This is a genomic window from Neoroseomonas rubea (genome assembly GCF_016106015.1).
In the GTDB taxonomy this organism is placed as follows: Bacteria; Pseudomonadota; Alphaproteobacteria; order Acetobacterales; family Acetobacteraceae; genus Neoroseomonas; species Neoroseomonas rubea.
Map to the genome: position 1 here is coordinate 1 of NZ_JACADQ010000101.1, position 12,474 is coordinate 12,474.

12 protein-coding genes and 1 pseudogene are annotated in these 12,474 nt (G+C 70.1%); 6 read left to right on the plus strand and 7 right to left on the minus strand.

The window, feature by feature from the left end; all coding sequences use genetic code 11:
• The 4 genes from HW577_RS11840 to HW577_RS11855 all read right to left on the minus strand — a co-directional run.
• The coding region (locus HW577_RS11840; protein ID WP_198376340.1) for a DUF2254 family protein at positions 1–916 on the minus strand (916 nt) is incomplete at its 3' end.
• Between the two features lie 12 nt (positions 917–928).
• Positions 929–1,066, minus strand: coding sequence for a hypothetical protein (locus tag HW577_RS11845; protein ID WP_198376341.1), 138 nt, complete (start codon positions 1,064–1,066; stop codon positions 929–931).
• 350 nt (positions 1,067–1,416) lie between these two features.
• Positions 1,417–1,905 (minus strand): VOC family protein, encoded by a 489-nt coding sequence (locus tag HW577_RS11850; RefSeq protein ID WP_198376342.1) that lies wholly within the window; start codon positions 1,903–1,905, stop codon positions 1,417–1,419.
• 8 nt (positions 1,906–1,913) lie between these two features.
• On the minus strand, positions 1,914–2,582 hold the full coding sequence (locus tag HW577_RS11855; RefSeq protein WP_198376343.1) for a glutathione S-transferase family protein: 669 nt from the start codon (positions 2,580–2,582) through the stop codon (positions 1,914–1,916).
• A 111-nt stretch (positions 2,583–2,693) separates the two neighbouring features.
• On the opposite strand from HW577_RS11855, the gene HW577_RS11860 reads away from it, so the two are divergent.
• The 5 genes and pseudogenes from HW577_RS11860 to HW577_RS26500 all read left to right on the plus strand — a co-directional run.
• A complete protein-coding gene (locus HW577_RS11860; RefSeq protein WP_198376344.1) occupies positions 2,694–3,605 on the plus strand; it encodes a LysR family transcriptional regulator in 912 nt (303 codons plus the stop codon).
• A 717-nt stretch (positions 3,606–4,322) separates the two neighbouring features.
• A complete protein-coding gene (locus HW577_RS11865; RefSeq protein ID WP_198376345.1) occupies positions 4,323–4,535 on the plus strand; it encodes a helix-turn-helix domain-containing protein in 213 nt (70 codons plus the stop codon).
• Positions 4,536–4,679: 144 nt separating this feature from the next.
• The gene (locus tag HW577_RS11870) at positions 4,680–6,515 is read left to right on the plus strand and encodes a site-specific integrase (RefSeq protein WP_198376346.1); all 1,836 of its coding nucleotides are present in this window, start codon (positions 4,680–4,682) and stop codon (positions 6,513–6,515) included.
• A complete protein-coding gene (locus HW577_RS11875) occupies positions 6,512–7,672 on the plus strand; it encodes a site-specific integrase (protein WP_198376347.1) in 1,161 nt (386 codons plus the stop codon). Before HW577_RS11870 ends, HW577_RS11875 begins: the two co-directional genes overlap by 4 nt.
• 2 nt (positions 7,673–7,674) lie before the next feature.
• A pseudogene (locus HW577_RS26500) lies at positions 7,675–8,748 on the plus strand (recombinase family protein); the annotation flags it as partial.
• Positions 8,749–9,335: 587 nt separating this feature from the next.
• On the opposite strand, the gene HW577_RS26505 reads toward HW577_RS26500, so the two are convergent.
• The 3 genes from HW577_RS26505 to HW577_RS11890 are packed head-to-tail and all read right to left on the minus strand — an operon-like array spanning position 9,336 to position 12,051.
• On the minus strand, positions 9,336–10,214 hold the full coding sequence (locus HW577_RS26505) for an MBL fold metallo-hydrolase (protein ID WP_332837644.1): 879 nt from the start codon (positions 10,212–10,214) through the stop codon (positions 9,336–9,338).
• Positions 10,211–11,119 carry a DMT family transporter gene (locus tag HW577_RS11885; RefSeq protein WP_198376349.1) on the minus strand — a complete coding sequence of 303 codons (909 nt, stop codon included), beginning with the start codon at positions 11,117–11,119 and terminating at the stop codon, positions 10,211–10,213. The genes HW577_RS26505 and HW577_RS11885 overlap by 4 nt, the downstream gene beginning before the upstream one ends.
• Positions 11,119–12,051 (minus strand): DMT family transporter, encoded by a 933-nt coding sequence (locus tag HW577_RS11890; RefSeq protein WP_232474871.1) that lies wholly within the window; start codon positions 12,049–12,051, stop codon positions 11,119–11,121. The genes HW577_RS11885 and HW577_RS11890 overlap by 1 nt, the downstream gene beginning before the upstream one ends.
• A gap of 172 nt (positions 12,052–12,223) precedes the next feature.
• Between HW577_RS11890 and HW577_RS11895 the strand changes: the two genes are divergently transcribed.
• Positions 12,224–12,474, plus strand: a 251-nt coding sequence (locus HW577_RS11895) for a methyltransferase domain-containing protein (RefSeq protein WP_332837646.1), incomplete at its 3' end; no start/stop codon positions are given.

Genomic DNA, 12,474 nt, shown 5'->3' on the forward strand with positions numbered 1-12,474 from the left:
GCAGCAGGTCCTCGATCTGGTCGAGCGCCTGCACCGCGGTCGTCGGATCGTTGATGGCGGGTGACAGCGCCTTGATCGCGATGTCGACCAGCAGCCGGATCGGATATTTCGGATCCTGTTCGAAGGTGCGATCAGCGCCGAGCTTGACCGCCCGCCGCAGCGCGGCCTCGGGGATCGGCCCGTTGCCGCCGAGCACGCGCAGCATCACGCTGCCATCCATCATCATGTCGCCCACCGCGCATTCCACCTTGATGCGCGCGCCCGCGCCCTGCGCGAGGCCGATCAGCGCCGGGATGTCGTAGCGCTGCACGTAGCGCGGCGGCCCGGCGTGGCGGAGCATCTGTGTCATGGGTCCCGGCGCGGCGTCCTCGGCTCTGGCGCCGCCGCGCCGGGCAGCATGTGGCGCGAGCGTCGCGAAGGTCTGCCGGATGACTGTGCGCCCCTGGTCGCCGATGTAGCGCAGCGTGTTCGTGATCTGCAGGTCGCCCAGCCGGCGCATCAGCAGCCCGAAGGCCAGGAGGCTGACGAACAACAGGCCAACGGCGACGAGAGAGGAGATGGCGAGGACCCGGCCCGATCCGCCGCGGTCGGCCCAGGCCGCCGCGGCGAGCGAGTAGGTGAAGGTCGCGAAGAAGATGCCGAGTGCATGGAACAGGACGGGGTCGCGCGCGAAGCGGTTGGCGAAGCGGGGCGAATAGGTCACCGCGCTGAACTGGAGCATGACGAAAGCGATCGAGAAGACGATGCCCGTCAGCGCCATCATCCCCGACGCGATCGAGGTCAGCACGGCGAGCGCTGCGCTGGCGGAGATCCCGATCTCTATGGAAGGGGCGAGGGCATGCTCGACGCGCGGCAGCACGGTGGCGGCCACCAGGCTGACCAGCGTGTAGATCATCGGAATGAGCCAAACCGGCATGCGGTGCGTCCTTCAGGCGGAGGCTCGCTTCGCGTCGCGCGCAAACCAGGCGGCGGCCACGAGGCTGACCAGGATCTGCAGCGGCACGCCGAGCACGACCATCACCGTCGCACGCGGGTCCAGCTCGGCCGCGGCCAGGAGCGGCGCCACGGCGGCGCCAACGTTCCGCGTACCGAGGCCGAGCACGCTGCGCTGCGGCTGCTCGAGCCCGCGCGAGAGCCCGTAGCCCGCCGCGGTCAGCAGGCCGAGGTCGAGGACCGTGGTGCCGATCGCGAAGCTGCTCTTCCCACGCCACCGCGAACGTCTTCATCAGTGCCGGCAGCGGCAAACCTTCCGGCCGCTGCCGATCCAGAATAGCGTCCACGACATCCGCGCCGGAAGCGTCAGCTGCAGCACAGGCGAGACCGGGGACGAGTTGATCTTCTCGGGCCTGGCGAGCTCCGCGACGGTGGCGAAGCGCCCGCTCGCGAGCATCCGCCGCCAGCGAAGCCCTGGGAAAGCTAATCGTACTCAGCACCATCGCCCAACTTCCCCCGCTGCCATGCCGCGAGCGTCTCGCGGGCTCCATTGCTTGCCGGATCGAGCGCGGCGTCGTGGCCGGGACTGCGTTCGGCGAGCTCTACGACATAGCCGTCGGGATCCCGCAGATAGGCCGAGTGAATGATGCCGTGGTCCACTGGCCCACGCACCTCCACGCCTGCCGCACGCGCGCGTTCGACCAGCGGGTCCAATGCGCCTGGCTCAACATCGAGCGCGACGTGCAAGTCGAAATCGTGCTGCGCGCGGAACTCGAAGGATTGGTTCGGCGCCTCGAAGAAGGCGAGGAAGCTGCCGTCGCCGAGGCGGAAGAAGGTGTGCAGTGCGCGCGTGCCGTCGATCGCGATCGCCTTGACCAGCGGCAAGCCAAGCAGGTCCTCGTAAAAGCGCCGCGTAGTGACAGTGTCGCGGCAGCGGAAGGCAAGGTGATGGAAGCCGGTGATCGCGCCCATGGCGGCCATCACGCGGCGTCGGCGCGGAGCTGGTCGCGCCAGGCCTCGAAGCCGGCATTCGCGCCTGCCCAGGCCGGGCGCGAACGCATCGCGGCGATCCAGGCCTCGACCCGGGGCCAGTGCCCCATGTCCCAGCGCACCAGCTCGCCGGTCGTCGCGTAGGCCACGCCGAGGTAGTCGGACAGATCTGGCTCCATACCGCCCAGGAAGGGTCCTGGCCCCGCCAGCATGTGCGCGTCCAGGATGCCGAACAGCCGTTCGGACTTGCGCGTCGCCCGCGTCAGCGCCTCGCGCTGCATCACCGGGTCCGCGAAGCCGTAGTCAGGGAAAAGCTGCGGATAGACGACGCCATAGCCGAAGCAGCGATAGAAGCCGGTGTTAAACCAGTCCATCCGGGCATTCACCTGCGCGCGCGCGCGCGGCTCGGCCGGCCAGGCCGGGTGCCCGGCGCGGTCGGCGAGGTATTTCAGGATCGCCGAGCACTCCGCCAGCAGGAAGCCGTCCGGCTCCTCGAGCAGCGGGACGAGCTGGTTCGGGTTCTTCGCGGTGTAATCGGAGGCGAGGTGCTCGCCGGTGAAGAGGTCCACCGGCACGAGCTCGAGCGGCAGCCCTGCTTCAGCGGCGAACATCACGATCGGACGGCAGGTCGTCGAGCCGTCGAAATAGTGGAGCTTCATGGAAGGCGTCCTCCTCGAGGTGTTTTCCTTGGCGCAGATGACAGGACCCGAGGGCGCGTCCTCAATCCGAGAGGTTGCAACCCCATTCGGCGGAAATGCAGAATATCGCGCATGCGGGATTGGGATGACCTTCGGCATTTCCTCGCTGTGGCCCGGGCCGGGAGCACCCTCGGCGCCGCGCGCTCGCTTGGGGTGAACCAGACCACCTGCGCGCGGCGCGTCGCCGCGCTGGAAGGCTCGATAGGCACGCAGCTCTTCGAGCGCCGCCAGGCGGGCTATCGGCTCACCGAAGCGGGGGCTCGGCTGCTCGCCTTGGCTGAGCGGGTGGAGCAGGAGGTGCGAACGCTGGAGGGCGCGCTCGAGGCAGAGCGGCGCATGCTCTCCGGGCGGCTGCGCGCAACAACCAATGAATCCATCGCCAATGCTGTTCTGACGCCCTTCCTCGCCCGCTTCCGGGAGACCTTTCCGCGGATTCGCGTCGAGGTAACGATCACCGACCGCGCGCTCGAGCTCGCGCGGGGGGAGGCGGATGTGGCGCTGCGGGCCGGGCGCCAACCGGAAGCCGGGGGCGTCGCGGTGCGTCGGATCTGCCACCTTCCTTGGACGATCTATTGCGCGCGCGACTACGCGACGCGGCACGGCGCCCCAGCCAGCCAGGTGGAGATCGCTGGCCACGCGGTGATCGGCGGCGAGGGCAACGTGTCGGAGATCGCGGGCGTGCGCTGGCTGGAACAGGCGGCACCGGACGTCGAGGTCGTCTCGCGCAGCGGCAGCCTGACGAACATGACTGCGGCGGCGGTGGCGGGGCTCGGGCTGGCCGCGTTGCCCTGCATGATCGGTGATCGCGAGCCGACCCTGCAACGCTGCTTCGCGCCCGTTCCCGGGATCGGCGGCGACCTCTGGCTCGTCGTGCGGGAAGAAGCGCGCGAGGTGCCACATGTACGCGCCTTCCTCGACGCGCTGGTCGCGCATTTGGCCGCGGTCCGGTCAATGCTTGAAGGAACGACGGGAAGATTCGGCTGACGACGCGTCCCTAGGTACGGGGCGCAGCGCACGTCGGCATTGTAGGAACTGCCGCGCTTAGTGCTCGCAATCGATTCTGTGCGAGGACAGGCGTGCCGACCGCTGAGTGGATCGAGTGGGAAGGACGCTCGGCGGCCGCCACCACGCGCCCCCCCCCGCTTCCTCAGCCGTAGAAGGTGCCGCGTTTCGGCCTCGGCGCCAGAGCCGAACCGCAGACAATGCCGGCGGTCATCGGTGAGCGGTACTGTGATGCCGCGCGCGATCGCCGCCTCAAGGGCGCGAGATCCTCCAGCAACAGCCGCTCTGCCTCGGCCGCGGTGATGCGGTGCCTAGCCCTTACGGTGCGGATGTGTGCACCTGGCGCGGGCGTCGTTCTCGCCAAGGCCATAACTCTCGACCGCTCAACAACGAATGGCGTTGCAGTGCCGCGTGCGGTGGGGGGGGCCGCGGGGGCTTCCACCTGACAGGCGATTCGGGCGTCTCTCGAGAGTCGTGACGGCAGCTTGGCCGCATGGCCGATCGCCAAAATCCCGGAGTCGCCGATCAGCAGGATCGGGCGCCGTCAGATCAGGAACAGGGGCATTGCCCTGCGCCTGAGGCTCCGTGCGCCGACGCCGAGGACCAGCTCCGCGCCCTGACCCGCGCCTTGGCTCGGCAGGCGGCGCGGGAGGCGTGGGCGAAGTCGGTTGGCCGCCACCCGAACTCGGAGACTTCGTCATGAGCAATTGGAACCCGCCGGGGCGGGGCGCTGCCGCGCGTCCGCCAACCAGGCTGTTCACCGTCGAGCAGACGGCCGAGCGCCTCAACGTCTGCGGCAAGACCGTCCGCCGCCTGATCAAGGCCGAACTGCTGCCTGCCGTGCGGATCGGTCGCGCGGTCCGGGTCTCGGAGGACGACCTGCGCGTCTACCTGGCGACCCGCCGGTCGTGAGGGCGGCATGTCCTCTCAAGTCCAAGTCATTCCACGGCTCTGGCGCTCATCGTGACTGCACCGGGCCAGTCTTCCTCATCGTTATACGAGCAACGCAGTCACGTTTGTCCCAGGCAGGACAAAACAGTCAAAAGGAGTTCAGCTATGTCACTTAATGGCGACTTCGCCGCCGCGGTGGAGAATGGCATATTCCCAACTCTGGCGGAACTGATGGCGCGCATCCAGGCCGACACCACCCTGTCCGAGAGCCGGCGCAAGGACTGGGCCTCGGCCCTGCGCTCTTTGGCCAAGGGCCTCGGCCAGCCGGTCGACATCCTTCGGGCCGGCCCCGTGGATCTGCGCCAGCGTCTGCGCGGCGTCACGCCGGCCATGGCGGGGTTCCGCCCTGGCCGCTGGCGGAACGTATTGTCGCTTGTCACGGGCGCCCTGACCCATGTCGGCATCGTCGTCGTGGCCAGCCGCATCGATATGGAGCCGTCGCCAGCGTGGCAGGCGTGCCTGGGCCTGCTGGAACCCGGTCCGGAACGTCATTTCCACGCCTGGCGCTTCGCCAGATACTGCAGCCAGCGCGACATCTCGCCGGCCGCCGTCGACGCGGTCGTACTCGAGGCCTACCTCCATGACCTGACCCGTCGCAGCCTGGTGGCAGAACCCGAGCGGGCGGCCCGCGAAGTGGCGCGGCTGTGGAACGCGGCAGCCGACCAGCACCCCGACTGGCCACAGCAGCGCATGCCAGTGCCGGACCGCCGGCTCGCGCAGTCGTCCAATTTCGACGCCTATCCCGAAACCCTTCGGCAGGATCTCGAGCGCTGGCTCGCGTGGCTCGCCGACCCCAGCCCGTTCGTCAACCGCCCGTTCCGCCCTCTCCGCCCGATGTCGCGGGCAACCCGGCTTCGGCAGATTCGCGCCTATCTCGGCGCCTTGATCGAAACCGGCCTCAAGCCAGAGGAAATCGTTGACCTCGCCGCAGTCGTGACGCCCGCCCGGGCCGGGCAGGCGCTCGAGGTTTTCTGGAAGCGGGCCGGCAACAAGGCGACCCTGCACACCTTCCAGCTGGCCTCCCTCGTGCTGCAGATCGGTCGCCACTGGGCCAAGCTGCCGGACCGCGATGTCGACAGCCTGCGCAACATGGTCATCCAACTCCGCCCGAAGCATGCCGGCATGTCGAAGCGCACCCAGCGCCGCGTCCTGGCGGCCGCCGAGAACCCGGCGCACCTGCAGGCACTGATAGACCTACCCGCCACCCTGGCCGCGGCGGCCCGCCGCGCCGGGGCGCCGAGCAGGCGTCTGGCCCTCCTGGTGCAGACGGCCGTGCTGGTCGAGATCCTGCTGCACGCACCAATCCGCCTGAAGAACCTGGGTGAGCTGCGCATCGGACTGCACCTGCAGCAGACGCCAGCTGGCGACTGGGCGCTCAACCTCGCGGCCGACGCGACAAAGAACGGGACGGCGTTCTCGACCACCTTCCCGAAGGAGGCATCGCGCCTGATCTCGACCTACGTCACGCGGTACCGCCCGCTGCTCGCCGAGGAACCGCGCGACTGGCTGTCCCCCGGGGCGATCTTCGGGCAGCCCAAGACCTTGGATGCGCTGCGCACGCAGGTCCGGAAGGCGGCGGCGGTGGAATGTGGCCTGGAGCTGACGCCGCACGATTTCCGCGCCTTGTGTGGGTACCTGCTGCTCCGCGAGGATCGCGGCGCCCACGGCCTGGTGCAGCGGATCCTCGGGCATAAGAACCTGCAGACCACCTTGGCGCATTACAGCGGGCTCGAGGCCGCGCTTGCTGTCACCGACTACGGGACCCTGATCGAGGGCCTGCGCGACGGGTCGCCCGTGCGCTCCGCACGCCCGACCCGGCCGCGTAAGCCGCGGGCGGGAGCACCGGCCAGCCCAGGATCAAAGCCGCAAACAGCCGTCGCGACGCCCGACAGAAAAAGCACCGACGCGCTGCTCGAGAGCTTGACGGAGGAGGTGTCGTGACGCGCGAGTCCACCACTCCCCGGGCCGGCCATAAGGCGCTGCCGCTGGCCGCATGGCCTGAGGCGGACCGGTCGGCTTGGGAGGTCGCGGTGCGGCCGTCGGGGTTTCTCGATCCTGGCGGCGCCGCCGCCATCTGGCGGGCGGCCAGCCGGCGCAGCGCCCTCGGCGTCTATGGCCGCTGGTTGGCCTGGCTTGCGGCCGAAGGCGTCGACCTCGCGGCCGAGCAGCCCTGGGAGCGGATGACCGAGGAACGCCTGCGCCGCTACCTCGACTTTCTTGCTCCTGGCCGTTCTCCGGTCACCGTGGCGAGCTATATCGGTGTCCTGTGGATGGTGGTCCGCGCCCTGTTCCCCGACAAAGGCTGGGCGTGGTTGCGGCTTGTACACTTCCACCTCCGCAGCCAGGCGCGGCCCTTGCGCGACAAGGCGGTCCGACTGGTCTCCGCGCAGGACGGTCTGCAGTTGGGTCTGGATCTGATCCAGGCGGCCAGCGCGCGGCTCGAGGATCCTCGCCCGGAGAGCTCTGACGCACGGGCGCGCGTCGGCGCCGCGCGGGACTACAGGGACGGGCTGATCATCGCCCTGCTAGCGCTCCGCCCCCTGCGCGTGAAGAACCTGCTCGGCATCGAGATCGGCGGGCATCTCCGCATGTCGGCTCGGCGCGCCGCCCTGAGCTTTGCGGGGACCGAGACCAAGACCCGCAAGCCAATCGATCACTCCTGGCCGCCGATCCTGCTGCCACATCTCGAGCGCTACCTGGCCGCGGTCCGCCCGATCCTGCTGACCTCGACGGCGCCACGGAACCCGGTTTGGTCCGGGCAGCCAACGGGCGCGCACCTTTGGGTCGCGCAGGGCGGCACCGCGCTCTCCGAGGGTGGCCTGAGGAAGGCCTTGCTGCGCCACACGACGCAGCAGTTCGGCCGGTTCATCAATGCCCATGCGTTCCGCATGAACGTCGCCTCGACCATCGCCCGGGCGGCCCCCGGACGCATCGACATGGCCCAGGCCCTGCTCGGCCACGCCAAGCCCACCACGACCGAGGCACACTACGTCTTGAGTGATGCGCGACTCGCGGTCCGCAGTCATCACGACCTGATCGCGTCGATACGAAAATCCGCGCGCCGGCGCCGAAAAGTTGATCGGCCGAGGGGACTCTGACCATGCGTTGTGCCCTGTACGCCCGGTTCTCCTCCGACCTGCAGCGCGCCGCCTCGATCGAGGATCAGTTGCGGCTTTGCACCGTCCGCGCCGAGCGCGAAGGGTGGCAGGTGGTCGGCACCTTCTCCGACGCGGCGATCTCCGGCGCCACCATGCTCCGCCCAGGATACCAGGCCCTGCTCGAGACGATGCGTGCCGGCCGCGTCGACATCGTCCTGGCCGAGAGCCTCGACCGGTTCTCCCGCGACCTCGAACACATCGCGTCTTTCCACAAGATGGCGCGGTTTGCCCGCGTGCAGATCATCACTCTCGCCGAGGGTGAGGTCACCGAGATGGCCGTCGGATTCAAGGGCACCATGGGTGCGCTCTATCTGCGCGACCTGTCGGCGAAAACGTTCCGCGGCCAGGAAGGACGGATCCGTCAGGGCCGCGCCATCGGCGGGCCGCCCTATGGCTATCGGATCATCCGCCGCCTCGGAGCCGATGGGGAGCCCGAGCGCGGCCTCCGCGAGGTCGATCCCGACCAGGCCCACGTGGTCCGCCGCATTTTCGAGGAGTACACCGCCGGCCGCAGCCCTTTGGCCATCGCGCGGTCCCTGAACACCGAGCGCGTTCCGGCTCCGCGCGGTGCCACCTGGTTCGACCTGACCCTCCGCGGTCGCCCGACCCGTGGCGACGGGCTGCTGCGCAACCCGCTCTACACCGGCCGTCTGGTGTGGAACCGGGCCCAGACGGTGGTCGATCCGGTGACCGGCACGGAGGTCTGGCGGGCCAAGCCGGAGGAGGCGCTGGTCGAGACCTCCGTTCCGCATCTGCGCATCGTCCCCGACGATCTTTGGCAGGCGGCGCAGGTGCGGCTGGCAGCCGAAGCCGCACCGCAGCCCAAGGTCGGGCAGCACGCATTCTGGCAGCGCCGCCGGCCGCAGCACCTGCTGACCGGCAAGGTCATCTGCGGGTCCTGCGGGACCGGGTTCTCGGTGTTCGGCAAGGACTACCTCGGCTGCCGCACCGCCCGGAACGGCGGTCCATGCCGCAACACCACACGCGTCCGTCGGGCCGTCCTGGAGGATCGCGTGCTGCGGGCGCTGGGCACGCAGCTCATGCGGCCCGACCTGGTTGCCGAGTTTTGCGCGACCTTCATCGAGGAGTGGAACCGTCTGGCCGCCGAGGCCTCCGCCGGTACCGAAGCCCGGCAGCGGGAGTTGCAGTCCGTCGAACGCAAGCTCGCCAATCTGGTCGACGCCATCGCCGACGGTCTCAAGGCCCCCGGCCTCCAGAAGAAGCTCGCCGACCTGGAGGCCCGTCGGCAGGAGTTGCGGGCGGCGCTTGGTGCCGAGGCGGCACCGGCTCCGCCCGGGCTGCATCCCAACCTGGCGCAGGTCTATGCCGAGAAGGTCGCAGCCCTGCGCCAGGCACTCGAAGCCGAGGATGGGGTCGAGGCACTGGAAGCAGCCCGGGCCCTGATCGACACCGTTGTCATCTCGCCGCCCGAAGGCCCCGGCGATCCGCCCGGCATCGAGCTCACCGGCAACCTCATCGCCATGCTCAGGGCCGGCGGGGCAGACATCGCGCCGCGCGATGCTACCCTAACCTCATGCCTCGAACGCTTGCTCCACAGTTCGGCTCAAGTAGAACCTCGGGGGAGGTTCCCCTCCCCCGCCCTTCACATCGCTTCCCAGTGCTCGCCCTCCCGCCGCGCCACCCCCTCGCGCTCCAGCTTGATCAGGTGCGCGAGCAGGCTGCGCGCCGCCGCCGGCACCAGCCTTTCGTCGAGCGCGGGCCCATAAACCGGCGGCACCAGCTCGCGCGCCGTCGCACGCCCCGCCTGGCGCAGTGCGTCGGCCACCATCGCCTCCCTCTCCCGCCGATGGGCGGCGAGGGCAGCGACGAAGGGCGCGGGGTCGGGCAGCGGCGGGCCATGCCCGGGCAGGAACAGCCGGTCGTCCCGCGCGGCGAGCCGCGCGAGAGACGCCATGTAGGCCGCCATGTCGCCATCCGGCGGGCTGACGACGGTGGTGGACCAGGACATGACGTGGTCGGCGCTGAACAGGACGCCGGTGCCCTCCAGCGCGAAGCACAGGTGGTTCGCGCAATGCCCGGGCGTGTGGATTGCGGACAGACGCCAGTCGGCCCCCTGCAGCGCCGCGCCGTCCGGCAGCGCGACGTCGGGGCGGAAGGCGTGGTCGCCCCCTTCGCCGCCCTGGTCGGGGGGCGTCATGTGCGGGCCGAAGCCATGGGTGGGCGCGCCGGTCGCTGCCTGCAGCGCGGCCGCCCCCGGCGAATGGTCGCGATGGGTGTGGGAGACGATGATGTGCGTGATCCGCTCGCCAGCGGTCGCGCGCAGGATGGCGGCGAGATGCGCCTCATCGGCCGGGCCGGGATCGATCAGCGCGACCGAGGACCCGCCGCCGACCAGCCAGGTGTTGGTGCCGCGGAAGGTGAAGGGGCCCGGATTGCCGCAGAGGATGCGGCGGATGCCGGGGGCGACCTGCTGCACCTCGCCCGGCGGCAGGGTGTCGTGCTTCAGGAAGGGGATGCTCACTGCTTCCTCCGCTGCGCCGCGCGCTTGAGTTCCCGGTGCAGGATATAGAGGCCCGAGGCGACGATCAGCGCCGCGCCGGCGAGGGTGCTCCACGACGGCGCATCCGAGAAGACCACCCAGCCGATCGCCACCGACCAGAGGATCGAGGTGTAGGAATAGGGCCCGAGGGCCGAGACCTGCGCCGAGGCGTAGGCCTCCGTCAGCATCACCTGCGCGACGCCGCCGACCAGCCCGACCAGCACCAGCAGGACGAATTCGAGCAGCGTCGGCGTGGTCCAGAAGAAGGGGAGCGCCACCAGGGTAAAGGCCGTCATCAGCAGCGACTGCCAGAGCACGATGGTGGCGGAGCTTTCGGTGGCGGACAGGCTGCGCACCAGCAGGGTGGTCATGGCCGACCAGACGCCCTGCGCGACCGCGACGCCCATGCCGATGGCGATCGCCCGGTCGGGCGCCCCGCCGCCCTGGAAGGCGCCTTCCCCCAGCGCGATCACCAGGATGCCGCCGAAGCCGATCAGCACCGCGGACCAGCGATGGATGCCGACCTTCTCGCCCAGGAAGGGGATGGACAGCAGGGTGACGAAGAGCGGCGTCGTGTAGGTCAGCGCCGTCTGCTCGGCCAGCGGCAGGACGGTGAGCGCGTAGAAGGCGCAGCCCTGCGCCATGGTCCCGGTGAAGGCGCGCACCAGGTGGCCGGGGAAGCGCTTCGTCCGCAGCAGCCCCCAGTCCCGGCCCCGCGCGGCGATCACGAACATGACCGGCAGGGCGAAGGCCGAGCGGAAGAACATCGTCTCGACGAAATGGATCTGGTCGGAGATCCCCTTGATGATCGCCGACATGATGGTGAAGAGCGCCGTCGCGCCCAGCATCAGCAGAGCGCCGCGGCGGATGTCGTGGCGGAGCGCCATCAGCCCCCGCCGTCGCGCTTGCGCTCCGCCTCCCGCCGCACCCGTTCGCGATGCAGGTTGTACAGCCCCGCGGCGATGACGATGACGGCGCCCGTGATGGTGGTCCAGGCCGGCACTTCCGCCCAGATCAGAAAGCCGAGGATGCCGCCGAGCAGGAGCGGCGAGTATTCATAGGGCGCGAGCGCCGAGACCGGGGCGAGGGCGAAGGCGCGGGCAAACAGGATGTGCGCGATGGCGTTCGCCGCGCCGAAGAAGACCAGAGCGAGCACAACCCCCATGGTCGGGAAGGCGCCCGGCGGCGGGAAAACCGGCAGGAGCGCGATGCCCACTGGGATGTGGGCTACCATCAGCCAGAAGGCGACCGCGGCCGGCCCGTCGGTGGCGGACAGCACGCGCGTCCAGATGCGCGTGACCGCCATGGCGATGACGGCCACCAGCAGGAAGGGCGTCTCGAACCGCCAGAGGTCTCCTTCGGGTTGCAGCATGAACATCACGCCGGTGAAGCCCACCGCCGTGGAGGTCCAGCGCCGCCAGCCCACCCTCTCCCCCAGCAGAGGGATGGCGAGCAGCGTCATGGCGAGCGGCGCGGCGGCGGCGATGGCGTAGGAATCGACCAGCGACATCCCCGACAGCCAGGCCCAGTACCAGGTCGCCGAGACCGCGCAGTGCAGCAGCCCGCGTGTCGCGAGCAGGCGCCGATTAACGGGCGCTATGCCTCGCCCGCGCGTGATCAGCAGCACGAAGGCCGCGCCGACCACCCCGCGCGCGATCATCGAGACCGCGACGCCGACCTCGGGCAGCGCCCACTTCACCGCGACATCCGCGCCGGTAATGACGAGGTAGGCGACCAGGATCAGGAGGATGCCCCGGACCGCCTCGGCGCCTGTCGGCACGCTGAGGCCATGCATGCGGGCCGGCGCGTCGTCAGGCATCGGCGGCGCCGGCGGTCCCGGATGGTCGTTTCTGGTTCATCTGGGGATGATCCTCGCGGCCTTGGCCCGCGGGTGCAACCGGAATGACGCGCAGGGCGCCCCGGCCTGCCATGCCGCCCGCACGCGGCGGGCCGCCATCATCCCGCCTTGCTGCGGTGCGAAGCAGCGCCTCGTGGAACCCGCCGAATACGACCTGATGGATGCGGCGGAGGAGCGCATGTGGTGGTACCGCGCCCTCCATGCCCGCGTGCTGGACGCGCTTGCCCGCCGGCCCGGCCCTGCGGGTGCGCTGCTCGATGCCGGCTGCGGCACGGGCGGGTTGCTGCGGCGGCTTGCCGGGCTCGACCGGCCGCTCGTGGGCCTCGATTTCAACCCCGCAGCCGCCGCCCGCGCCGCGGCCAAGTCGGGCGCGGTGGCCGCGGC